Origin of the sequence: Streptomyces liliiviolaceus (assembly GCF_018070025.1) — a bacterium.
GTDB classification, from domain to species: domain Bacteria; phylum Actinomycetota; class Actinomycetes; order Streptomycetales; family Streptomycetaceae; genus Streptomyces; species Streptomyces liliiviolaceus.
Window position 1 is genome coordinate 2,781,164 of record NZ_JAGPYQ010000001.1, and the last position, 22,951, is coordinate 2,804,114.

21 protein-coding genes are annotated in these 22,951 nt (G+C 72.8%); 11 read left to right on the top strand and 10 right to left on the bottom strand.

The features are described 5' to 3' along the window. Nucleotides 1-160: 160 nt before the first annotated feature. The 3 genes from J8N05_RS12200 to J8N05_RS12210 are packed head-to-tail and all read left to right on the top strand — an operon-like array spanning nt 161 to nt 2,801. A complete protein-coding gene (locus tag J8N05_RS12200; protein WP_308286799.1) occupies nt 161-643 on the top strand; it encodes an ATP-binding protein in 483 nt (160 codons plus the stop codon). Further along, nucleotides 640-1,884: an NAD(P)/FAD-dependent oxidoreductase gene (locus J8N05_RS12205; protein ID WP_210882533.1), complete on the top strand. Its 1,245-nt coding sequence runs from the start codon at nt 640-642 to the stop codon at nt 1,882-1,884. The genes J8N05_RS12200 and J8N05_RS12205 overlap by 4 nt, the downstream gene beginning before the upstream one ends. Continuing rightward, nucleotides 1,881-2,801, top strand: a complete 921-nt coding sequence (locus tag J8N05_RS12210) for an RNA polymerase sigma-70 factor (protein ID WP_210882534.1) — start codon at nt 1,881-1,883, stop codon at nt 2,799-2,801. Before J8N05_RS12205 ends, J8N05_RS12210 begins: the two co-directional genes overlap by 4 nt. An 18-nt stretch (nt 2,802-2,819) precedes the next feature. Here J8N05_RS12210 and J8N05_RS12215 read toward each other — a convergent pair whose 3' ends face one another. Further along, entirely contained in the window at nt 2,820-3,941 is a 1,122-nt protein-coding gene (locus tag J8N05_RS12215) for a mechanosensitive ion channel family protein (RefSeq protein ID WP_210882535.1), read from the bottom strand. A 229-nt stretch (nt 3,942-4,170) separates the two neighbouring features. Here J8N05_RS12215 and J8N05_RS12220 point away from each other — a divergent pair, with 229 nt between their 5' ends. After that, complete coding sequence (locus tag J8N05_RS12220; RefSeq protein WP_107016193.1) at nt 4,171-4,707, top strand: HNH endonuclease; 537 nt, start codon at nt 4,171-4,173, stop codon at nt 4,705-4,707. A gap of 54 nt (nt 4,708-4,761) precedes the next feature. Here J8N05_RS12220 and J8N05_RS12225 read toward each other — a convergent pair whose 3' ends face one another. The 3 genes from J8N05_RS12225 to J8N05_RS12235 are packed head-to-tail and all read right to left on the bottom strand — an operon-like array spanning nt 4,762 to nt 7,405. Beyond that, on the bottom strand, nt 4,762-6,117 hold the full coding sequence (locus tag J8N05_RS12225) for an ABC transporter permease family protein (RefSeq protein ID WP_210882537.1): 1,356 nt from the start codon (nt 6,115-6,117) through the stop codon (nt 4,762-4,764). Further along, entirely contained in the window at nt 6,114-6,821 is a 708-nt protein-coding gene (locus J8N05_RS12230) for an ABC transporter ATP-binding protein (RefSeq protein WP_210882538.1), read from the bottom strand. Before J8N05_RS12230 ends, J8N05_RS12225 begins: the two co-directional genes overlap by 4 nt. Next, a complete protein-coding gene (locus J8N05_RS12235; protein ID WP_210882539.1) occupies nt 6,818-7,405 on the bottom strand; it encodes a PadR family transcriptional regulator in 588 nt (195 codons plus the stop codon). The genes J8N05_RS12230 and J8N05_RS12235 overlap by 4 nt, the downstream gene beginning before the upstream one ends. 215 nt (nt 7,406-7,620) lie before the next feature. Between J8N05_RS12235 and J8N05_RS12240 the strand changes: the two genes are divergently transcribed. The 5 genes from J8N05_RS12240 (at nt 7,621) to J8N05_RS12265 (ending at nt 13,020) form a co-directional block, all read left to right on the top strand. After that, nucleotides 7,621-7,890 carry a hypothetical protein gene (locus J8N05_RS12240; protein WP_210882540.1) on the top strand — a complete coding sequence of 90 codons (270 nt, stop codon included), beginning with the start codon at nt 7,621-7,623 and terminating at the stop codon, nt 7,888-7,890. Next, nucleotides 7,890-10,121: a 4-alpha-glucanotransferase gene (gene malQ, locus J8N05_RS12250; RefSeq protein WP_247706246.1), complete on the top strand. Its 2,232-nt coding sequence runs from the start codon at nt 7,890-7,892 to the stop codon at nt 10,119-10,121. The genes J8N05_RS12240 and malQ overlap by 1 nt, the downstream gene beginning before the upstream one ends. A gap of 88 nt (nt 10,122-10,209) precedes the next feature. Further along, nucleotides 10,210-10,506, top strand: a complete 297-nt coding sequence (locus tag J8N05_RS12255; RefSeq protein ID WP_210882541.1) for a hypothetical protein — start codon at nt 10,210-10,212, stop codon at nt 10,504-10,506. Nucleotides 10,507-10,711: 205 nt separating this feature from the next. Next, complete coding sequence (locus J8N05_RS12260) at nt 10,712-12,157, top strand: FAD-dependent monooxygenase (protein WP_210882542.1); 1,446 nt, start codon at nt 10,712-10,714, stop codon at nt 12,155-12,157. Between the two features lie 257 nt (nt 12,158-12,414). Further along, nucleotides 12,415-13,020 carry a response regulator transcription factor gene (locus tag J8N05_RS12265; protein WP_210882543.1) on the top strand — a complete coding sequence of 202 codons (606 nt, stop codon included), beginning with the start codon at nt 12,415-12,417 and terminating at the stop codon, nt 13,018-13,020. A 13-nt stretch (nt 13,021-13,033) separates the two neighbouring features. On the opposite strand, the gene J8N05_RS12270 is transcribed toward J8N05_RS12265, so the two are convergent. The 3 genes from J8N05_RS12270 to J8N05_RS12280 form a co-directional block, all read right to left on the bottom strand. Continuing rightward, complete coding sequence (locus J8N05_RS12270; RefSeq protein WP_210882545.1) at nt 13,034-14,296, bottom strand: sensor histidine kinase; 1,263 nt, start codon at nt 14,294-14,296, stop codon at nt 13,034-13,036. Between the two features lie 254 nt (nt 14,297-14,550). Further along, the gene (locus J8N05_RS12275; protein WP_210882547.1) at nt 14,551-16,818 is read right to left on the bottom strand and encodes a TOMM precursor leader peptide-binding protein; all 2,268 of its coding nucleotides are present in this window, start codon (nt 16,816-16,818) and stop codon (nt 14,551-14,553) included. Beyond that, nucleotides 16,815-16,994 (bottom strand): hypothetical protein, encoded by a 180-nt coding sequence (locus J8N05_RS12280; protein ID WP_210882549.1) that lies wholly within the window; start codon nt 16,992-16,994, stop codon nt 16,815-16,817. Before J8N05_RS12280 ends, J8N05_RS12275 begins: the two co-directional genes overlap by 4 nt. Nucleotides 16,995-17,258: 264 nt before the next feature. Here J8N05_RS12280 and J8N05_RS12285 point away from each other — a divergent pair, with 264 nt between their 5' ends. After that, nucleotides 17,259-18,077 carry an AfsR/SARP family transcriptional regulator gene (locus J8N05_RS12285; RefSeq protein WP_107016449.1) on the top strand — a complete coding sequence of 273 codons (819 nt, stop codon included), beginning with the start codon at nt 17,259-17,261 and terminating at the stop codon, nt 18,075-18,077. An 18-nt stretch (nt 18,078-18,095) separates the two neighbouring features. Here the strand turns inward: J8N05_RS12285 and rfbH are convergent, their stop codons facing one another. Beyond that, nucleotides 18,096-19,400, bottom strand: a complete 1,305-nt coding sequence (rfbH, locus tag J8N05_RS12290) for a lipopolysaccharide biosynthesis protein RfbH (protein ID WP_210882551.1) — start codon at nt 19,398-19,400, stop codon at nt 18,096-18,098. A 162-nt stretch (nt 19,401-19,562) separates the two neighbouring features. On the opposite strand from rfbH, the gene J8N05_RS12295 reads away from it, so the two are divergent. Continuing rightward, complete coding sequence (locus J8N05_RS12295) at nt 19,563-20,555, top strand: Gfo/Idh/MocA family protein (RefSeq protein WP_247706247.1); 993 nt, start codon at nt 19,563-19,565, stop codon at nt 20,553-20,555. Between the two features lie 84 nt (nt 20,556-20,639). Here J8N05_RS12295 and rfbB read toward each other — a convergent pair whose 3' ends face one another. Both rfbB and J8N05_RS12305 read right to left on the bottom strand, forming a co-directional pair. Then, the gene (rfbB, locus tag J8N05_RS12300; protein WP_210882553.1) at nt 20,640-21,611 is read right to left on the bottom strand and encodes a dTDP-glucose 4,6-dehydratase; all 972 of its coding nucleotides are present in this window, start codon (nt 21,609-21,611) and stop codon (nt 20,640-20,642) included. Then, the gene (locus J8N05_RS12305; protein ID WP_210882554.1) at nt 21,599-22,927 is read right to left on the bottom strand and encodes an activator-dependent family glycosyltransferase; all 1,329 of its coding nucleotides are present in this window, start codon (nt 22,925-22,927) and stop codon (nt 21,599-21,601) included. The genes rfbB and J8N05_RS12305 overlap by 13 nt, the downstream gene beginning before the upstream one ends. Nucleotides 22,928-22,951: the final 24 nt, after the last annotated feature.

Here is a 22,951-nt window from a genome sequence, read left to right on the forward strand (position 1 = left end):
ACGGTCACAGTGTGTCCCGAGTCCGTCACGCCATGAACGGCCTTCACTCATTCGGGAAGAACTTCTCCAGATCCGTTGCTCCCAGAGTGTGCGCACAACTACTTTGCGTGTTCAGTTGCTGACTCAGTGACACCGAACGCCGCATGAGAGGCGCATGCCCATGAATCAGCCCCTCCTTCACGAGGACTCCCTCGACTACACCCCCCTCGCCCACAGCGTCACGCTCGCCCGGCGGCGGGCCGCGCGGCTCGTCGGGGAGTGGGGGCATCCCGACCTCGCCGGGGATGTCGCCGTCGTCGTCTCGGAGTTGATGAGCAACGCCCTGCTGCACGGCAGCCTCCACGACCGGCTGATCCGCGCTCGGATCTCGTGCGGCGCCGCCGCGCTCCGCGTCGAGGTGAGCGACCCGCGAGGGGACCGGCTGCCGTGGCCCCGCCCCGCGCAGGCCGCCGACCAGTTCGGGCGCGGGCTGCTGCTCGTCGCGGGTCTGGCCGACCGGTGGGGCGTCGAGGTGCGCGGCGTCTGCAAGGCCGTGTACGCGGAGTGGGATGTGTCGCGCGTCACATCAGAACCGTGTCACGGACAGGACTCCTCCCTCCATCTCGTGGTGGTCAACAGCGGGCTGAGGAAGGCGAAACCATGAGCGCACAGCAGGAAGCCGGGCGGGGAGTCGGAGACGTGGCCGCCCATCACGTTCTCGTTCTGGGGGCCGGGTACGCCGGAACGGCCGCCGCCGTCCAGCTCGCCGCGCGGGCCCGGCGGCGCCAGGACGTGCGGGTGACCCTCGTGAACGCGCAGGAGCGGTTCACCGAGCGGATGCGGCTGCACGGGACGGCGACCGGGCAACAGCTCGCCGAGCTGAGCGTCCCGGAGCTGCTGGAGGGCACCGGCGCGCGGTTCGTGCGCGGCTGGGTGACCGCGGTGGACGCGGACGCGAGGACCGTGCGGGTCGACGACGAGCAGGTTCTGCACTACGACACGCTGGTGTACGCGCTGGGCGGCGTGGCCGACACGGCGGCGGTGCCGGGAGCCGAGGACCACGCGTACGCGCTGAACGGCGCTCAGGACGCCGAGGCGCTGGCCGCCCGGCTGGCCACACTCGGCAGCGGCAGCGGCACCGTGATCGTCGCCGGCAGTGGGCTGACCGGCGTCGAGTCGGCCGCCGAGATCGCCGAGCGGCACCCCGGCTTGAACGTCGTGCTGCTGGGGCGGCAGGAACCCGGTGCCGCCATGAACGCCAGGGCCGGGGCGTATCTGCGGGCCGCGCTCGGTCGGCTGGGTGTCCGGGTGCGCAGCGGGGTCGAGGTGGCGAAGGTGCTGCCCGGCGCGGTCGAACTCGCGGACGGGGAGTCCGTCGCCGCCGACGCGGTCGTGTGGACCAGCGGTACGCGGGTGTCGCCGCTGGCGGCAGCCGCCGGACTGGCCGTCGACGAGCATGGCCGCGTCGTCACCGACACCGCCCTGCGGTCGGTGTCGCACCCGGACGTGTACGCGGTGGGCGACGCGGCCGCGATCCGCCAGGGCTACGGCGTCATGCACGGCACCTGCCAGAGCGGAATGCCGACCGGTGTGCACGCCGCCGTGTCGATCCTGCGCACCCTCAAGGGCAAGCGGCCCAAGCCGTTCCGCTTCGGCTATTACCACACGCCGGTGAGCCTGGGACGGCACGACGCGGTGGTGCAGTTCACCCGCCCCGACGACAGCCCGCGGCGGATGTGTCTGACCGGCCGTACGGCGGCCCGGTATAAGGAGACGGTGACCGCCTCGCCCTGGCCGACGTACGGCCGTATGAAGAAGATGCCCGCGTCGGGCGCGTTCTGGCCCCGCGGTGGCCGCTTCACCCGGCTCAGCCGGATCACCCGGATCGTTGGGGAGGCGCGGTGACCGACGTGGCGCGGGACGCGGACCAGGCGGTGTTCCAGCAGTACCGGAAGCTGCTGTTCTCCGTGGCGTACCGCGTCCTCGGCAGCGCGGCCGACGCCGAGGACGCCGTACAGGACGCCTGGATCAAGTGGTCGGCGGCCGACCGTTCGCAGGTGACCGACCCCAAGGCGTACCTCGCCCGGATCGTGTCGAATCTCGCACTGGAACGGCTGCGCTCCACCCGGCACAAGCGTGAGACCTATGTGGGGCCGTGGCTTCCGGAGCCCATCCTCACCAGCGCGGACGCCGCCGAGACCGTCACGGACGCCGAGTCGGTGTCCATGGCGATGCTGGTGGTACTGGAGACGCTGAGCCCGCTGGAGCGCGCGGTGTTCGTGCTGAAGGAGATCTTCGACTTCAGCCATGCCGAGATCGCGGAGGCGGTGAAGCGCTCCGAACCCGCCGTACGGCAGGCCGCGCACCGCGCCCGCGAGCATGTGCGGGCCCGGCGGCCCCGCTTCACGGCCGACCGGTCACGGCAGCGGGAGGTCACCGAGCGGTTCTTCGCCGCGGCGACCGGCGGCGACATCAACACGCTCATGGAGCTGCTGTCGCCCGATGTCACCCTGTGGACCGACGGCGGCGGCAAGGTCCGCCAGGCCCTGCGCCCGATCGTCGGCGCGCAGACGGTGGCCGGCTGGTTCGCGGCCATCGGCACCGTCACCTACCAGGGCGTCGAGCCCGCCGACATGCGCGCCGAACTCGTCGAGATCAACGGCGGCCCCGGCATCCTGTTCACCGCTCCGGACCGGGTGATCGCCACCGTCACCTTCGACATCGAGGCCGACGGCCGGATCACCGCCATCCACAACACGGCCAATCCCGACAAGCTCAGGGCCGTCGCCGACGGCACCACCCACGACGTCGGGACGCGCTGAGGCCGCGCCGAGTCGCCGTTACTTCGCCGGGCCCGACGGCACGACCGGCGGCGCTATCGGCGACGCCGCCTGCGACTGGGCCGAGCCCGTGTTGGCGTAGGCCGACGGGGCCGCCATGCCCGCCGTCGGGTCGGCGGCGGCCTCGTCCGGTGGGGCCGGGAGGCCGCCGACGATGCTGATGTCCGCGCGGTCGAAGGCCTGCTTGATGCGCCAGCGCAGTTCGCGTTCGACGGACAGGGCCTTGCCCGGCATGGTCTTCGCGCTGACGCGGACCACCATCGAGTCCAGGATGACGCTGTCCAGGCCCAGGACCTCTATCGGGCCCCACAGGCGCTCGTTCCAGGGCTCGTCCTTGCTCATCGCCTCGCCGACCTCGGCCAGCACCGAGCGGACGCGGTCGAGGTCCTCGTCCGAGCGGACCGTGACGTCGACGCCGGCCGTGGCCCAGCCCTGGGAGAGGTTGCCGATGCGCTTGACCTCGCCGTTGCGGACGTACCAGATCTCGCCGTTGTCGCCGCGCAGCTTGGTGACCCGCAGGCCCACCTCGATGACCTCGCCGGACGCCACCCCCGCGTCGACCGTGTCCCCTACGCCGTACTGATCCTCAAGGATCATGAAAACGCCGGAGAGGAAATCCGTCACGAGGTTGCGCGCGCCGAAACCGATCGCCACGCCCGCCACACCGGCCGAGGCCAGCAGCGGCGCCAGATTGATCTGGAACGTGCCCAGGATCATCAGCGCCGCCGTGCCCACTATCAGGAAGGACGCGACCGAACGGAGGACCGAGCCGATGGCCTGGGAGCGCTGGCGGCGGCGTTCGACGTTGACCAGGAGGCCGCCGAGCGCCGTGCCGTCGACCGCCTGGGCCGTTCGGTTCATCCGGTCGATGAACTTCGTGATGGTCCGCCGCACGGCCACTCTCAGCACCACCGCGATGATCACGATGAGCAGGATGCGCAGTCCGATGCTGAGCCAGGTGGACCAGTTCTGCTCCACCCAGCTGGCGGCGTTGGTGGCGCTTTCCTGGGCGTCCTGGAGCGTCGGTGACGTCGGTTCCTCGGTGGGATCGGCGGCCGACAGGACGGACAAGAACACGGCAGGTACCTCCAGGTGTAGCCGTCCGCCCGTGGCAGGGGACATTTGGTGGAATGCCGACGGGCGGAAAGACCACACTAACGGGGCACCGTGTGCGGATCGTTGCAATGTTCGAGGGAGAGACTGTGCTCACGTGGGGATGAAGGAGATGTGGTCGAAAACACTCCCAGCCCGTTACCGGGACATGGTGGCGCTTCCACCAGGCATGAGGGGAGACTGACTGCAGATCGTCCCGGCGCGAGCCACGCGCCGCCGGCGTACAAGGAGGCCGTCCGTGCCGCATGTCCTGGTCCTCAACGCGTCGTACGAGCCCCTCGGCGTCGTACCGCTCCGCCGCGCGCTCGTCCTGGTCCTTGAGAACAAGGCTGTTTCTCTTGAGGAATCCGGCGCGTTCATGCACAGCGCCACCGTCACCGTCCCCGCGCCCAGCGTGGTCCGGCTGAAAAGGTTCGTGCGGGTCCCCTACCGGGGGCCCGTTCCGCTGACCCGCCGGGCACTGTTCGCCCGCGACGGCGGCCGGTGCATGTACTGCGGTGGCGTCGCAACCAGCGTCGACCACGTCATCCCGCGCAGCCGCGGGGGTCAGCACGTCTGGGACAACGTGGTGGCGTCCTGCCGCCGCTGCAACCACACCAAGGCCGACCGCCACCTGGTCGAGATCGGCTGGCGCCTGCGCCACAAACCCGCCCCGCCGTCGGGGCTCGCGTGGCGCATCATCGGCACCGGGCACCGGGATCCGCGCTGGCTGCCCTACCTGCAGCCGTACGGCGCGGAGGACGCGATGGCCCGGATCGACGGCATTTCCGCCTGACGATCCGGGCCTTTGGTTTGCCCCGGGCCGGCCCCGCAGCCGGCCCGGGCCCCGTCAGGTGAAGCGCAGCTCCGCCGGGCGGACCGTGCGGCGCAGCAGGGGCAGGGAGGTCGCCGCGGCGAGCAGACATGCCCCGTACACGGCCGCGGGGACCAGGAGCGGCAGCAGCACCGGTACGACGACGGCGTCCGTGGCCGCCCCGTACGCGAGGTGGACCGCCGTGCCGCCGACGCCCGCGAGCAGCATCGCCGGGGCCAGCGGCAGCGCCGTCTCCAGGAGCAGCGCCCGCCCGAGCACCTTGTGCGGTACGCCCGCCGCGGCCTGCGCGGCCAGCCCCCGGCGCCGGGTCGCCAGCGACTCGGCCGTGCCCACGGCGAGCCCGCCCAGGCTGATCAGCAGCGCCAGCAGGACGGCCGCGCCGACCAGGTCGACGCCGGTGGTGTAGAACGCCACGTCGGCGGCGTCGTACGGCAGACCCTGCCGCGGGTGGTGCACGCCGTCGAGGAACACCTGCCGTACACCCGTGAAGCCGACCCCCACGACGGCCACCAGGAGCACCGCCGCGTGGGTGCGCGCGGTGGCCCACGGGTCGCTGCGGAGGCGTTCGGCGGCGAGCAGGACCGCGGGGCTCCCGGTCCTGGCGGCGAGCCGCCCGCCGACGGCCCGTGCGGTGAGCCCGGCGACCGCGACGGCCCCCGCACCGGTCAGCGCCACCGCGGCGAACACCAGCAGGGGCAGCGCGGTGGCCCCCGGTCCGGTCCGCCGCGTCACGATCAGCAGGGCGGCCAGCCCCACCAGCACCGCCGGTACCACCAGGGCGAGCGTGGCGGTCCGGCCGTGGTCCGGCCGCACCCGGCGCACCCAGCCGAGCGGCGAGGCCACGACCCGGCGCAGCGCGACCACGCTCACCAGCACGGCGAGGAGCGGCACGGCGAGCGTCACCAGGACGAAGCCGGCCCAGGCGGTCGGCGGAAGCCCCCGCCGCAGCACACTCACCACGAGGAGCGCGCAGAACACCGCGGCGACCGCCGAACCCAGGAGGCAGGCCAGGCCCGACTCCAGGGCCGCGACGCGCCGCACCTGCCCCGGGGTCGCCCCGGCGAGGCGCAGCCCGGCCAGCCTGCGGTCACGGTGCACGGCGCCGATCCGGGCGCACTGGCCGAGGAAGCCGAGCACCGGCACCCACAGGAGCAGCAGCGTCACGACCACTCCGGCGCGCTGCGAGGGCTGGTTCAGCAGCCCGTGGAAGTACGAGGCGGACACCTGCCCGTCGACCGAGGCGACGGCGACCGCCGTGAGCCCGAGGCCGGTGGCGAGCGCGGCCCCCACCGCCGTGAGCGTCACCCGCCACCACTCCCGGCGGTCCGAACCCCGTGTGAGCAGCCAGGCCAGCGCGAGGTCCCCGGTCATCGGGTCGCCTCCAGGGCCGCCACGTCCGCGGACACGGCCCCGTCGCGCAGCCGCACCTCGCGGTCCGCGTACGCCGCCACCTGCGCGTCGTGCGTGATCAGCAGCACGGCCGTGCCGGTCTCCCGGGCCGTACGGACGAGCGCCGTCATCACCTGCTCGCTCGCCAGGGAGTCGAGCGCGCCGGTGGGCTCGTCGGCGAAGACGACCTTCGGTTCCGTCACCAGCGCCCGCGCCAGCGACACCCGCTGGGCTTGGCCACCGCTCATCTCGCCGGGCCGCAGCGCCTCCTGGCCGCGTACGCCGAAGCGCTCCAGCCACGCGCCCGCCTGCTCGTGGGCGGCCCTGCGGGAGGCTCCGGCGAGCAGCAGGGGCAGTGCCACGTTGTCGAGCGCCGTCAGCTCGGGGATCAGCTGCCCGAACTGGAACACCACCCCGAACTCCGTACGCCGCAACTCGCTCAGCCGCTCCTCCGGGAGTCGGTCCAGGCGCTGCCCGGCGTAGACGACCGAGCCCTCGTCGGGGCGGACGATCCCGGCGAGGCAGTGGAGCAGCGTGGACTTTCCGCTGCCGCTGGCGCCGGTCACCGCGAGGATCTCGCCCGCGCGCAGGTCGACGCGGGCGCCGCGCAGGGCGCGGGTCCCGCCGTGCGCCTTGGAGAGGCCCCGGGCCGCCAGGATCGGCGCGGCCGTGTGCGTACTGCTCATGTCGGGTCGACCTCCGCGGTCAAAGGGGTGAGCCGGGCGGCGGTGGTGGTCATCCAGCGCAGATCGGCGTCGAGGTGGTCGAGGGCGTAGTCGGCCGAGAGGACCGTCGCGAGGTCGGCGCCCGGCGCGGTCTTGACGGCCGTGAGCTCCCTCATCCGGGTCATGTGCGCGGCGCGCTGGGCGATGAGGTAGCGGGCCGGGTCGACCGGGGGTGTCCGATCGGCCGGGGGTGTCGGGCCGGTCGGGGACGTCGGGCCGGCCGCGGCCAGGATCGCGCAGACGACCTTGGCGAAGATCTCGTTCGTCACGAAGGGCGCGGGCGGGGTGATCTCGGCCGTCCAGCCGGCCAGTTCCTTCGCGCCCTCGGCGGTGGACCGGTACAGGGTCCGCTCCGGACCGCCGTCCGAGTCGGTCCCGTCGACCTCGGCGAGACCGTCGCGGACCAGGCGCTGCAAGGTCGTGTAGACCTGGCCGTAGGCCAGTGGGCGGGCCTGCGGGAAACGTTCGTCGTGGCGTCGCTTGAGGTCGTAGCCATGGCTCGGCCCTCCGGCGAGCAGCCCCAGCAGGATGTGGCGGGTGCTCATGGGCTCATTATGTACTCAATATATGTAGCGAGTGAATAGTGATCGGGAGATTGTCCGACGGTCGCTCAGGGTGTCCGTACGGGCGCTCTTGGTGATCCGGGTGATCCGGGACAGAATGTGAAGAGGAGCACGATGTCCTGGCTCTCACGTCTGCGGGCCCGCCCGCTGGGTAGGGGCAGCCCTGACCCGCCCGCACGACGACCAAGGAGGCCCCCGTGGCCGCATCGGCACAGCTTCTGCTCTCGGCCCTCTCCAAACGCCCGGCGGACGTGACCGCCGACCCCGGACCCGACCCCCACCCGCTCTACTGCATCTTCAACGCCGGCGCCGAGGGCTCCTGCGCCGAGGCACCGCTCACCAGCGAACCGCCGCTGGCCGCTGCCGCGCCCCTCACCAGTGAACCTCCGCTCGCCGACGCCGCGCCCCTGACGAGTGAGCCGACTCCCCTGGGTGCCGCCGCCGGCCTGGACCCGTCGGGGGTCTGATGCCGCTGTCCCGGCTCGCCGCGCTGTACGGCGTCGCCACGTCCTACAGTCCGTCCCCGGACCGCACGGTCGCGGCCTCGGACACGGCGGTCGTCGCCGCGCTCACCGCGCTGGGAGTCGCCGCGGGGACGCCGTCCGCCGTCCGCGGCTCCCTCGCGGCCCGCGAGAGGGAACTCCGGGAACGACTGCTGCCGCCGACGGTGGTGAGCTGGACCGGGACCGCGTCCCCGGCCCCGCCGCCGACGGGCGGCCAGGACACCCCCGCCTCCGCGTCCGACGACGCCGGCCCGGGAGCGGCGGCCGGCGGTGGCGCGGCCCCCCGGAGCGACACGGGCCCGGCCGCGCCGGCCGGCGCACCCGGTGGCTCCTTGCTCGAAGCCGCCCTCGCCGCCCTGCCCTCCGGAACCCGGCTGCGGGTCCGGACCGAGCAGGGAGAGGTCCGGGAGTCCGTCGAGGGGTTGCCGGTCGGCGTGCACGTGCTGGAGGCCACCGCCCCCGACGGGCGTACCGCGCGGGCGCATCTCGTCGTCGCCCCGGCGAAGCTGCCCGCGCCCACCGGACGGACGTACGGGCTGCTTGTGCAGGTCTACTCCCTGCTGTCCCGGCGTTCCTGGGGCATGGGCGACCTCGGGGACCTCACCGAACTGACGGCCTGGGCGGGACGGGCGCTCGGGGCAGGGTTCGTCCAGGTCAACCCGATGCACGCGGCCGTGCCCGGCGCGCCCACCGACCCCTCCCCGTACCGGCCGTCCTCACGCCGCTACCCCGACCCCGTGTATCTGCGCGTCGAGGACGTCCCCGAGTTCGCGTACGTCGACGAGAACGACCGTGAACGGCTGCTCGCGCTGCTGGCGCGCGCCCGTCGGCTGCGCGAATCCGTGCTCGACAAGGGCGCGTTGATCGACCGCGACGCCGTGTGGGAGCTGAAGCGCGAGGCTCTCGAACTGGTCCGCGAGGTGCCGCTCGGGCCCGGCCGCCGGGCCGCCTACTGCGACTTCCTCGCCCAGGAGGGCGAGGCGCTGGAGGACCACGCCACCTGGTACGCCCTCGCGGAGGTGTACGGCTCCGACTGGACGCGGTGGCCGCAGGGCCTGCGCGACCCCCGCTCGGCCGAAACCGCCCGCGCCCGCGCCGAGTTGATGGACCGCGTCGACTTCCACAGCAGGCTCGCCTGGCTGACGGACGCCCAGCTCGCCACCGCCCAGCGCAGCGCCCGCGACGCCGGCATGGACGTCGGTCTCGTGCACGACCTCGCGGTCGGGGTCCACCCCGGTGGCGCCGACGCCTGGGCGCAGCAGGAGGTCTTCGCGGCCGGCATGTCCGTCGGCGCGCCCCCGGACGCGTTCAGCGTCCAGGGCCAGGACTGGGGGCTGCCGCCCTGGCGCCCCGACCGGCTCGCCGAGTCCGGCTACGCCCCGTACCGCCGCCTCCTGCGCGCCCTCTTCCGGTACGCGGGCGCCCTGCGCATCGACCACGTCATGGGCCTCTTCCGGCTCTGGTGGGTCCCGCAGGGCCGCCCGGCCACCGAGGGCACGTACGTCCGTTACGACGCCGAGGCCATGCTCGCGATCCTCGCCCTGGAGGCCTCCCGCGCCGGGGCCCTGGTGATCGGCGAGGACCTGGGCACCGTCGAACCGGGGGTGCGCGAGACGCTCCAGGAGCACGGCGTGCTCGGCACGTCCGTCCTGTGGTTCGAACGCGACTGGGACGGTACGGGGTTGCCGCTGCCCCCGGAGGGCTGGCGCGCCGACTGTCTGGCCACCGCCACCACCCACGACCTGCCGCCCACCGCGTCCCGCCTCACCGGCGACCACGTCGAACTCCGCGACCGGCTGGGCCTGTTGACCCGCCCGGTGGGCCAGGAGCGGGCCGAGGCGGCGGCGGACGTGGGGGAGTGGCTGGCGCTGCTCGCCCGGCTCGGGCTGCTGCAGGGGGCCGCCGGAGGTGTCTCGGAGCAGTCGGAGGAGGCGGAGATCCAGGCCGTGCACCGCTTCCTGCTGCGCACCCCCGCCCGCCTCGTCGGCGTCTGGCTCCCGGACGCCGTCGGCGACCGCCGCCCGCAGAACCTGCCGGGCACCTGGGACCAGTACCCGAACTGGCGCCTGCCCGTCGCCGACGCCGAGGGCCGGCCCGTCACCCTGGAGGAACTGGCCGCCTCGCCCCGGCTGCACGCCCTCATGGAGGTGCTGCGCGAAGGCCGGGCCACCGGTGGCCCGGAGCCCTCCGCGTGAGGCCCCGGACGTCATGTGCAGAACCGCGCCGCACCCCGTACGGCACCCCGGGCGCGCGGCCGCGACAGGAGTTCGCTACGTTTGCACCGTGGACAAGAAGAACGCCCTGCGCGCCGGCGCCCTGGCTGCCGGTACGACGCTGATGATGCTGATGATGTCGTCCCCCGCGCTCGCGCTGACGCGCGACGACGGCGACGACCCCGCGCAGAAGCTGAGCGTCATCGAGACGCTGGGCCTCTATGTCGCGGCGCCGATCGCACTGTTCGCGCTGATCGCCGGACTGGTCTGGGTGCTCGACGGTTCGACGGACCGCCAGCCCAGGCGCAAGCCGGGAGGCAAGGGCCAGGGCAAGATGCAGGGCCCGGACCAGGTACACGCTTCCTGACCCCGGTCCCCACCGGACTCCGGAGTCTCTTCGAGGGCACCGCCCCCCGCACCCGTACGCGACGCACGCCGTACGGGGGCGGGAGCGGTGCCCTCGGCGTGTCCGGGGCGGCGCCCTATGGTGGCGGACACAGGTCGGCCGACGCGTGCGGGCAACCAGCCGCCGGCCGGCCCCCCGACCGGAACCGCCGGACCAGGAGGCCGCCATGAACGGCACTGTCAGCAAGGTCGTCGTCGTCGGCGCGGGTCCCACCGGGCTGCTACTCGCCGGTGATCTCGCCGCCGCCGGAATCCCCGTCACCCTGGCCGAGCGAAGGCCGCGCGGGATCAGCAACCTCTCCCGCGCCTTCGTCCTGCACGCCCGCACGCTGGAGCAGCTCGACGCGCGGGGCCTCGCCGACGAGCTGGAGGCCAAGGGGCAGACCCTCGACCGGCTGCGGCTCTTCGGCCGGCTGACCGTCGACCTCACCACCCTGCACTCCCGCTTCAGGCATCTGCTCGTCCTGCCGCAGTACGAGGTGGAGAAGGCACTGGAGCGGCGGGCCGTCGAGGCCGGGGTGCGGTTCGCATACGAGACCGAGGTGACGGGGCTCGTGCAGGACGCGGACGGGGTGACGCTGAGGGTGCGCGGGTCCGGCGGGGAGGCCGGGGAGCTGCGGGCCGCGTACGCCGTCGGGACGGACGGGATGCGCAGCGCCGTGCGGGAGGCGCTGGGGCTGCCCTTCCCCGGGCGGTCGGTGATCCGCTCCGTCGTCCTCGCCGACGTCAGGCTCGCCGAGCAGCCGCAGACGCTGCTGACGGTGAACGCGGTCGGGGACGCGTTCGCGTTCCTCGCGCCGTTCGGGGACGGCTACCACCGGGTGATCGGCTGGCACCGGGACCGCGATGTCGCCGACAGCGAGCCCCTCGGACTCGACGAGGTCAGGGAGATCACCCGGCTCGCGCTCGGCCGTGACTACGGTATGCACGACGCCCGTTGGATGTCCCGCTTCCACAGCGACGAACGGCAGGCCCCGGCCTACCGGGTGGACCGCGTGTTCCTCGCCGGGGACGCCGCGCACGTGCACACCCCGGCCGGCGGCCAGGGCATGAACACCGGTCTCCAGGACGCCGCCAATCTGAGCTGGAAGCTGGCGGCGGCGATCGACGGGTACGCCGGCGAGGGACTGCTGGACACCTACCAGTCCGAACGCCACCCCGTCGGCAGGTCCGTGCTGCGCAGCAGCGGCGGGATCGTACGGCTCGCGATGGCCAAGCGCCCCGGGACCCTCGCGGCCCGCGCCCTGCTCACCACGTTCCTCGGCCACGCCCGCCCGGCCCGCACGCGCATGGTCGGCCAGGTCACCGGCATCGGCTACGCGTACCCGGCGCCGCGCGGCGCGCACCCCCTGGTCGGCAGGCGCGTCCCGGACGTGGCGCTGCGGGACGGCCGCCTGTACGAGGCCCTGCGGGACGGCAGGTTCGTCCTCGTCGCCCCCGCCACCGGAACCGGCACCCCCGCCCGCAAGGACCGCCTCACCGTGGCCACTTGGGCGAGCGACCGGCGTACGAGCCTGCTGGTGCGGCCGGACGGATACGCGGCCTGGGCGGCGGAGTCGGCGACCGCCGAGCAGACCGAGGAGGCGCTGGACGGGGCCCTCGGGCGGGACTGAACGCCCGGAGCGCCGTGGCATTACCTCGTTCGTGGGGCCGTACGAAAGGGGATATCGGCCGGGTTTACCGGGGTGATTGAATCTGTGACTTCCTTTCGGAAACGGAACCCGGACGGAACCCCGGACGGAACCCCGGAAGGAACCCCGGGAGGAAGTCAACCTAAAGGCGGGGAACTTGGCGCTTCGAAGCCTTGTTCTGGCTTTCCGGATGAGAGTATGAGGCCCGGGCGACCTGTGTGCGGTCGATGTGGGGGGTCATGATAAAGATTCTGATCGCCGAGGACATGGCGATGCTGCGCCGGGCGCTGGCCGAACTCCTGTCCCTGGAGGCGGACTTCGAGGTGGTGGCCGAAGTCGACCGCGGGGACGAGATCGTGCCGAGGGCGCGCGCCCTGCAACCGGACGTGGCCGTGCTCGACATCGGTCTGCCCGGCATGGACGGCATCTCCGCCGCCGCCGCGCTGGGCACCGCCGTGCCCGACTGCCGGATCCTGATGCTCACGGGCCTCGGCAACCCCAGCACGCTGCGACGGGCACTGGCGACACGTGCCACGGGCTTCCTGCGCAAGGACGCCGACCCCACCCAACTCGTCGGCGCCATCCGCGCGGTGGCCGCCGGCCAGCGGGCCGTCGACCCGCAGCTGGCGGTCGCGGCGCTCGAAGACGTCACACAGCCGCTGGCCCCCCGTGAGCTGGAGGTCCTCCGGCTCGCCGCGGCAGGCGAGGGCACCGCGGCGATCGCCCGCCGGCTGTTCCTCTCGCCGGGCACCGTGCGCAACTACCTGAGCAGCGCGGTGGTCAAACTGAGCGCCCGCAACCGCATGGACGCGGTACGGATCGCCCGCGAGGGCGGCTGGATCTGACCCGTCCCGCGGCTCAGGCCACCGTCGCCGAGTCGCGCAGCTCGCTCTCCGGAGGGTGCGCCGGGGGGCGGGCGGCGGTGCGCAGGACGGGCCGCTTGGACTCGTGCGCTCCGGCCGGCAGCGGAACGACCGCCGTCAGCGAGAACCACTTGTCGTCCATGATCTTGATGCTGAGCCTGCCGTCGACCGCTTCGATGCGTTCGCGAAGGTTGGTGAGTCCGCTTCCCGGCCGCGTGCCCCCGGCCGAGCCGGCCGGCTGCGCCGGGATCCCGTCGTTGGTCACGATCAGTCCGACGGCGCCCGGCTCGCGGCTGAGCTGGACGACGCAGGTCCCGACCCTGCTGTGCCGGAGCATGTTGGTGATCCCCTCGCGCAGGACCGTGGCCAGCGTGGTCTCTATGTGGGGCGGCAGGGGCCCCGCGCCGCCGCGGAAGACGGCGTGGATACCCATGTCCTTGAGGGTCGCGAAGACGGTGTCGACCTCCGCGGTCAGCGACATGGCGCGGTAGGTCTGGGAGACGGCCCGTACGTCGGCGAAGGCCCGCTGGGTGGTGTCCAGGATCTCCGTCAGCTCCTGGTGGAGCCGGGCGTGCTTGGAGGGCGGCAGCCGTCGCGCCAGCTCGCACTTGAAGGCGATGGTGGTCAGGCTGATGCCCAGCAGGTCGTGCAGATCGCGGGAGAACCGCAGCCGCTCCGCCTCCAGCGCCATCCGGGTCAGCTCGCTGCGGGAGCGGTGGGCCTCCTGGACGAGCCGGGTCAGCTCGGAGAGCCCGTACACCACCAGGCCGGTCAGGGCGGTCGCCACCGTCCCGTACCAGACCGAACCGCGGCCCAGGCCGGTCTCCAGCACCAGCAGGGCGGCCGACCCCACGGCCGCCCCGTACGCGGGCCACTTCCAGCGGGCGGGGAGCACCAGCAGCGCGGAGCCGGCGAGGAAGCCGGGAGCGGCGAGCCAGGCCTCGGCGTAGAAGAGGAACGGAAGATACGTCAGGAGCGTCTGGAACCCGAGGGTCCAGTACTGCCGGCGGGCCAGCCGGGGCGACAGATGGGGAAAGGAATGCGCCAGTTGGAGCCCGTAGACGAGGAGCAGGGTGGTGATGCCCGTGCCCAGTCCGAGAGGCGAGGGGTGCCCCTCCACCAGGTAGGTCACGCCGATGCCGAAGAAGGCCACAAGTACCGCGAAGGTGATGGCGATGGAGGTGCCGCGGGCGAGGTGCCTGCTCCGCGCGTCCTCCTGCTCGGCGCGCGCGCCGTCATGCAGGGCAGAACCTTGCATCTCTTCCCCCCGGACGAACCGAACGAATTAGTGAGTCAGGTTGTGCCGTGCCCACCCTCTCACGGCATACCGGGAGGATGAGAAGTCGCCATCGATAGTAATCGATCGAAACCGCTCGGAAGCGAAACCCGATGGGGTGGAGTGTGCTTCGGACTCCCTAATGGAAGAAGACCGCCGACGAAGTGAAAAGGTTTGCTCCGGTACGCGAAAACAAGTGGAGGATTTCATTCCGTAAAGGGGAACGCTCCATTCCGTCACAGGTGCAGGGGAAAGGGATTCAGCTCGGTGAAGTCCGTCGGCCGGGCCAGCCGGCCGAGCGCGACCGGTACGTCGAACAGCCTGCCGGGACCGAATCCCGCCCAGTGCGGGCGCAGCCCGGGGATCAGCACCTTGGCGACGGGCAGCTCCACATCGGGACGGGTCTGGTCGAGGACGAGCACCTCCAGGCCGTGCCGGCGCAACAGCTCGACCAGCGCCCCGGCCTGGGCCGCGGCGTCGGCGGGCGGGCGCAGCGCGGCGGGCGGCCGGGCGGACCTGCGGGCGGCGGGCAGCAGATAGGGCTGGCCCGCGGTCGTGGCGTGCCGGAACCAGGCGAGGGCCTCCGGGTCGTCGCCGGTGTAGGCGGTCCCCCCGTCCGGCGGTCGGTCCGTCAACGGCGGCAGCATCTGGTTGAGTTCGGTCAGTGCCCGGCGCAGCGCGATCCGCGCGTCGAAGTGGGCGCCGAAGCCCAGCACGATGTCCTCGGACGGCCCGCCGATCCGGGCCGAGACGGCCGCGACCACGGGGATGCCGAGATCGGACGTGAGGTCGAGGGCCCACACCGACCTCCCCATGTCCCGCAGCTGGGCCCGGGTCCCGGCGGTCCACTCGTCCCGCCGGTCGAGGTCCACTCCGGGCTGCCGCGTGCGGTTGTACCACCACAGGGCGATGGCGTCCCGCTCCACCAGTTCCAGGCAGCCGTGCACGACGGCGTCCTCCAGACTGGTGCCCGCGGCGGCCCCGTTGGAGGTGGCCCGGCAGTAACGGGTCTCCGCGTCCGGAGCGTTGTAGTAGAGCAGGCTCGTCGGCGCGAGGCGCTGCCGCTCCTCGGTCAGTGACCAGACGGGCGTCCAGTCGAGCGGGGCGTCCTCGTCGAAGGGCTCGGTCACCTGGTGGAAGGGGCCGTGCGCGCGGTTCCAGGCGGCCCGGTCCGCGAACTGCCGCCGGTCGAAGAGCTGGACGGTGTCCGGGTGGACGGCCCGGTCCGCCAGCTCGCGGTAACTGCCCCGCAGGCGCGGCTCGTCGCCCTGGAAGTAACCGCTGTACCGCTCAAGGGCCTCGGCCAGGGCGCTCACCTTCGCGTGGGCCTCGGTGACGCCCTTGCCCGACCCGGGGCTGCGCAGCGGTGTGTGCAGCGCGGGCGGCGGCTTCGCCGGGTCCCAGGGCGGCTGGGCGCCCGCGTGGAAACAGTTGAGGAACCGCGGCCCCCGCGGATCCCGGCGGATCTCGCCGACCAGCCCGGTGACGGGGTCCACGAGATGCGCGTACCGGTCGAGGACCTCGTCCGGGCCGGCCGTCCGGTGACCCCCTCCGCCGGTGTCGCGCACCGGCCGCGGGGACAGCACGACGGGGGCCGACACCCGGTCGCGTACGAGCAGGGGGTCGCCGCAGCGGGCGCACTGCGGGCGGCGCCGCACGGGATGGCGGCTGCTCTCCAGGGTGCGGGTGTCCAGCCGCCACAGGGTGCCCTGGTGCGGATCGCGGTGCCCGGCCAGCCACTTCGCCGCCTCAAGGAGGGCCAGGTGCAGGGCCGCCGACCGGCCCGACGGCAGATACGACGGCCGGTGCCCGGCGGGCCCGCCGCGCCCGAGCCGGTGCTGGACGTACGCCTCGCCGCGCCGCCGCAGCCGCAGCCGGTCCGCGAGACAGCTCCAGCACGGACCCTCGCCCGGGGAGAAGAACGGGCCCACCCACAGATGGGTGCCGCTCGCCCGCACGGGCAGCCAACTGCGGCCCGCGGCACGGTGTTCCGCGTCCAGGGCGCTCAGCCGCGGATCGAGGTAGTCGTGGCACAGCGCCAGGGTCAGATCGGCGGGCCCGCCCACGGCGGCGGACCGCAGTCCGGCCGCCGACACGGCCTCGCACAGGGCGCCGCCGCCGTCCTCGGTGAGATCCACCGGGGCCAGCAGGGCGCCCCGGCCGCCGTCGGGCCCGGCCGCGAGACCCGTGAGGGCCCAGTAGGCGCGCTCGGGCCCGGCGCGGCCGTCCGGCGGATAGGCGGACAGCAGCCCCGCGTCCAGCAGCCTGGCCACCAGCCGTTCGGTGCGGTCGGGCGACAGCCCGGGTGCCGCGTCGGCGACGATCCGGGGCAGGTCGCGGCTGCCGTCGAGCAACGGGGCCAGCAGCGCGACCTGTTCCCCGCCGAGCGTGGTCACCCGGTCCTCGGTCATCAGGAACACGGGCTCCCCGGGCGCCGATTCGACCCGCAGATGCGGTGCGAACCCCAGCCGGGGGAGCCCGTCGTCCGGGGCGGCGGGGTTCATCGGGTCTGACGGCCGCCGTCCGCGGAGGAACCGGCGCCGGCCCCGGGCATCCAGCAGATACAGATGCGGCCGTCGGTGGTGTCACCGGATTCGGGGCCGAATTCAGTGATCACGAGATCGTCGGCGCCTCTCGCGATCGCCGCGTCGCCGTCGAGCAGAGGCGTGATCCGTGACATGGGTGCTCCTTGTTCGCTGTCGACTTCGGTCGGCGCGCCCGACCCCGGCCGGGGCCCTGCGCGTTGCCGCCATCCTTTCGGTCGTCACTGGCCGATACCAGTGCGTCACGCACAGGGCCCATATGAGAAATCCACATCTTGCGCATAGGTTCCTCATATGCCTGGTCGGGCCCCTGGCACTGGTTGAGACCGGAAGCAGCCAGCGAGACTCCCTGAGCGAGGAGCTCTTCGCGGTGCTCCGTGGACCACATGGGGGAGAAAAAGATGGACATATGGCTGCTAGGACCGCTGACGGCCGAGGTGCGGGGCCGGTCGATCGTGCCGACAGCGGCGAAACCACGCCAGATTCTGGCCCTGCTGGCGATCCACGCCAACCGCGTCCTGCCCGTCGGGACGCTCATGGAGGAGATCTGGGGCAGCGAGCCGCCGCAGAGCGCGCTGGCGACCCTGCACACGTACATCCTCCAGCTGCGCCGGCAGCTCACCGCGGCCTACGGCGCCGACGCGGGGGTGTCCGCCAAGGACGTCCTCGTCACCCAGTACGGCGGCTACTGCTGGCAGGCGCCCACGGACGCCGTCGACGTACCGCGCTACGAGCGGCTGGTCGCCGCGGGCCGGGTCGCCACGGGCGAGGACCGGCAGGAGAGGGCGTCGGCGTACTTCCGTGAGGCGCTCGCCCTGTGGCGCGGGTCCGCGCTCGTCGACGTGCGCATCGGACCCGTACTGAGCATCGAGGTGGCCCGGCTGGAGGAGAGCAGGCTCGGGGTGCTGGAGCGGTGTCTGGAGGCGGACCTGAGGCTGGGTCGCCACGCGGAGCTGCTGACCGAGCTGATCGAACTGACCGGACGTCATCCGCTGCACGAGGGGCTGCACGCCCAGTGCATGACGGCGCTGTACCGGGCGGGCCGCTCCTGGCAGGCGCTCGACGTCTACCAGCGGCTGCGCCGTCGGCTGGCGGAGGAACTGGGGCTCTCGCCCTCCCCGCGCCTGCAGCGGCTGCAGCAGGCGGTGCTCTCGGCGGAGCCGTGGCTGGACGTGCCCGGGTGCGGGGAGGACGCGCTGCTCGACCGCATGATCGGCTGACCGCCGCCCCCGGGCCGCTCAGCCGTTCTTGGCGACGAACTCGACGATCGACTCCAGCATGTAGTCGGTCATCTCCTCGGTGATGCCCGGATACACCCCGATCCAGAAGCTCTGCTCGGTGATGATGTCGGAGTTGCGCAGGTCCCCCGACACCCGGTGCGGGGTGCCGAGATACGCCGGGTGCCGGGTGAGGTTGCCGCCGAACAGCCGTCGCGTGCCGATGCGCCGCTCCTCCAGGAAGGCGATCAGGTCGCGGCGGGTGTAGGTGGCGTCGGGCAGCACGGTCAGGACGAAGCCGAACCAGCTCGGGTCGCTGCCGGGGGTCGCGGTGGGCAGCAGCAGACCGGGGACGTCCGCGAGACCGTCGCGCAGCCGCTGCCAGTTGCGCCGCCGCGCCGCGCCGAACTCCGGGAGCTTCTTCAACTGGGTCAGTGCCAGGGCCCCTTGGAGGTCGGTCGCCTTCAGGTTGTAGCCGATGTGCGAGAAGATGTACTTGTGGTCGTACCCCTTGGGGAGGTCGCCCAGCTGGTAGTCGAACCGCTTGAGGCAGGTGTTGTCCTCGCCCGGCTCGCACCAGCAGTCCCGTCCCCAGTCGCGGAACGACTCGACGATCCGCGCCAGTTCGAGGTTCCGGGTCAGGACGCAGCCGCCCTCGCCCGTCGTGATGTGGTGGGCGGGGTAGAAGCTGACGGTGGCCAGGTCCCCGAAGGTGCCCGTCATCCGCCCCTGATAGGTCGAGCCCACCGCGTCGCAGTTGTCCTCGATCAGGAACAGCTCGTGGTCGGTGGCCAGTTGCTGGATCTCCGCGACCTCGTAGGGGTTGCCCAGAGTGTGCGCGATCATGATGGCCCGGGTCCGGTCCGAGAGCGCGGCCCGCACGCGTTCCGCCGTCGTGTTGTACGTGCCGAGTTCGAGGTCGACGAACACGGGCGTGAGGCCGTTCTGGAAGATCGGGTTCACCGTCGTGGGGAAGCCGCCGGCCACCGTGATCACCTCGTCGCCCGGCAGCAGCCGCTTCTCACCGAGCCGCGGGGACGTCAGCGCCGACAGGGCCAGCAGGTTCGCCGAGGAACCCGAGTTCACCAGATGCGCCTTGCGTACGCCGATGTGGCGGGCGAACCTGCTCTCGAAACGCCGGGAAGCCGCGCCGGCCGCGATCCGCAGATCCAGGGCCGCCTCCACCAGAGAGACCCGGTCCTCCTCGTCCAGGACCGCCCCCGAGGAGAGGATCGGTGTCACTCCCGGTACGAAGTTCCCGGGCTGCTGCTGCCGGTGGTACTCGCGAACCTGCTCCAGGACCAGGGCCTTGGTGTCCGACGTCATAGCCGTCCCTCCTGTAAGGATTGCCTCGGGGCCATGCTCGCGCCGCCCGGTAGAGGAGCCATGGAGTCCCCGCGGAAAGGGCCTGCTCCAGCGGGCTTCCAGGGGCTTTCGACCCGTGCTGGCTAGCTTGTTCGGCGACGTATCCGACAGGTGAGGTGGCAGATGCCCGAGGACACTCCACGACCCGGACTCCGCATGGGGGTGCTGGGCTGTGCCGACATCGCGGTGCGCCGGATCCTGCCTGCGATCGTGGAGCACCCGTCGGTGCGGCTGGTGGCCGTGGCGAGCCGCGACGGGGCCAGGAGCGCACGGCTCGCGGCCCGGTTCGGCTGCGCGGCGGTGACCGGCTACCGGGCGCTCCTCGACCGGGACGACATCGACGCCGTCTATGTGCCGCTGCCGCCGGGCATGCACCACGAATGGGTCGCCGAGGCGCTCACCGCGGGCAAGCACGTCCTGGTGGAGAAGCCGCTCAGCACCACGTACGAACAGAGCGCCGAACTGGTGGCGACGGCCGCCCGGCTCGGTCTGGCGCTCACCGAGAACTTCATGTTCCTGCACCACTCGCAGCACGCGGCGGTACGGGACCTGGCCCGCGAGGAGATCGGTGAACTGCGCGTCTTCTCCAGCTCCTTCGGCGTACCGCCGCCCGACCCGTCGTCCTTCCGGCACGACGCGCGGCTCGGCGGCGGCGCCCTGCTGGACGTCGGCGTCTATCCGCTGCGCGCCGCCCAGCTCCAGCTCGCCGGGGAACTCGACGTCCTCGGCGCCTGTCTGCGCGTCGACGAGGCCACCGGGGTCGACGTCGCCGGCAGCGCCCTGCTCTCCACGGCGACCGGGGTGACCGCCCAGCTCGACTTCGGCTTCCAGCACTCCTACCGCTCGGCGTACGCCCTGTGGGGCAGCCGGGGCCGGATCAGCGTGCCGCGGGCCTTCACCCCGCCCCGGGAGCACCGCCCGGTGGTCCGCCTCGAACAGCAGGACAGGACCACCGAGATGACGCTGGCGGCCGACCACCAGGTGGGCAACGCGCTCGACGCGTTCGCGGCGGCGGCCCTGTCGGGCACCGGGCGGGCGGCCCTGGGAGACGCGCTGCTGCGGCAGGCGCTGCTGGTCGAGCAGGTGCGCAAGGCGGCACGGGTCGTGAGCGTCTGAGGCACGTGCACACACGACGAGAAGGGCCGGCCCCGGTGGGCCGGCCCTTCTCGTGTCGTGGCCCCGTGCCGCGGCCGGGGCGGGTCAGACCCGCTCTGCCGTCGCGGGCATCCGCGTCAGCCGGTCGCGGTACCAGTCGACGACCTCGCGCAGTCCGTCGTCGAGCGACCGCAGCGGCCGGTAGCCGAGTTCGTCGCGGATCTTCGAGTCGTCCACCGCGTACCGCAGGTCGTGGCCCTTGCGGTCGGCCACCCGCCGGACCCGGGACCAGTCCGCGCCGCACAACTCCAGCAGCTTGGCCGTCATCTCACGGTTCGTCAGATGCGTACCGCCGCCGATGTTGTAGATCTCGCCCGCCCGGCCGCCGGTCAGCACCGCGTGGACGGCCCGGCAGTGGTCGTCGACGTGCAGCCACTCGCGGACGTTGCCGCCGTCCCCGTACAGCGGCACGGTCCGGCCGGCCAGCAGCTCGGTGACGAACAGCGGGATGAGCTTCTCCGGATGCTGGCGCGGACCGTAGTTGTTGGCGCACCGGGTGGTGCGCACGTCGAGCCCGTGGGTGCGCCAGTAGGAGCGGGCGACGAGGTCGCTGCCCGCCTTCGACGCAGCGTAGGGCGAGTTGGGCAGCAGCGGCTCCTCCTCCGTCCAGGTGCCCTCGGCGATCGACCCGTAGACCTCGTCCGTGGAGACGTGCACGAAGGTGCCCACCCCGCAGCGCAGGCTCGCCTCCAGCAGCGTCTGCGTGCCCAGCACATTGGTGGTCACGAACTCCGCGGGCCCGGTCAGCGAGCGGTCGACATGGGTCTCGGCCGCGAAGTGCACCACCGCGTCGTGCCCGGGGAACACCTTCAGGACCGCGTCGAGGTCCCGGATGTCCGTCCGGTGGAAGTCCAGCCGCGGATCCTCCAGCGGCAGGTTGTCGGTGCTCCCGGCGTACGTGAGCAGGTCGACGACGGTCACCCGGCTCGGCCGGGGGCCGGGCAGACCGCCGGCCAGCAGGGAGCGCACATAGTGGGATCCGATGAAACCGGCGCCGCCGGTGATCAGGACACGCATGATGCGGACGTACCTCCGAGACGTCGACGCCCGTGGGCGCGGTGCTGGGCGGTCAGCCGCTCCAGTACGGGGACGACCTCCGCCGGGGTCGGTTCGGACCGGGCCTCGGTGCGCAGACGGGCGGCGGCCTCCTTGAACGAGGGTTCCTCCAGGAGCCGTACGAGCCTGCCGCGCAGCCCCTCCACCGTCACCTCGTGGGACGGGAGATGCAGGCCCGCGCCCAGTTCCTGCTGGCGGCGGGCCCGCTCGATCGCGTCCCAGATCCAGCCCATCGCGATCTGCGGGACCCCCTCGACGAGCGCCGTCGACCAGGTGCCGGCGCCGCCGTGGTGCACGACGGCCGCGCAGGTCGGCAGCAGCGCGTGCAGCGGTACGTGGTCCACCAGGCGCACATTGTCCGGGACATGGGTGAGCAGCGCCCGCTCCTCGGCGCCGAGCGTGGCCACCACCTCGATGTCGAGCCCCTCGATCGCCTTGAGGACCAGGTCGACCGGGACCGCGTTCGGGAACTCCGAGGTCCGGGCCGTCAGTCCCAGGGTGACGCAGACCCGGGGACGCGTCGGCGGGACGCGGAGCCAGTCGGGTACGACGGCGGGCACCGGGCCGTTGTAGGGGACGTAGCGCATCGGGACGGCCGGGACGTCCGACGGCGGGCGGAAGCTGCGGGGCACCTGGTCCACCGACCACTGCCCCGTCACCGCCTCCTCGTCGAAGGGCAGGCCGTGGCGGCCGAGGGTCCACTGGAGCCACTGGCCGAGGGCGTCCTCGGGGTGCGCCGACCCCGGGCCCGCGTCCGCGGGGTCCGGGCCTAGCTGGGCGAGGAATGCCTGCCGCATGGGCATGAACATGTCCGGGAACGACAGCACGCGCGCGTGGGCCGCGCCGGTCGCCTTCGCGGCCACCGCCCCCGCGAACGTGAACGGCTCCCACAGGACGAGGTCGGGCTGCCAGTCGCGGGCGAACGCGACGAGTTCGTCGACCATCGGATCGTCGTTGATCAGGGCGAAGAACGTGGCGGTCATCATCGCGTCCCAGCCCTTGAGGAAGGCGGGGGTGAGCTGACCGGGGGTGTCGGGGTCCAGCGACTGGTCGGCGTGGTGGGACAGCACGGAGTCGCCCACCCCCTTCACCATCGCGTCGAGACCGGGATCGGCCCCCACCGGCACGGCGGTCAGCCCGGCCGCCGTGATGCTCCCCGTCAGCGCGGGCTGGCTCGCCACCCGTACCTCGTGCCCGGCGGCCCGCAGCGCCCAGGCGAGCGGCACGGACCCGTTGAAGTGCGCGTCCAGCGCGAAGGACGTCAGCAGAACCCGCATGGCCGGTCCTTTCTCTGCGGCGGT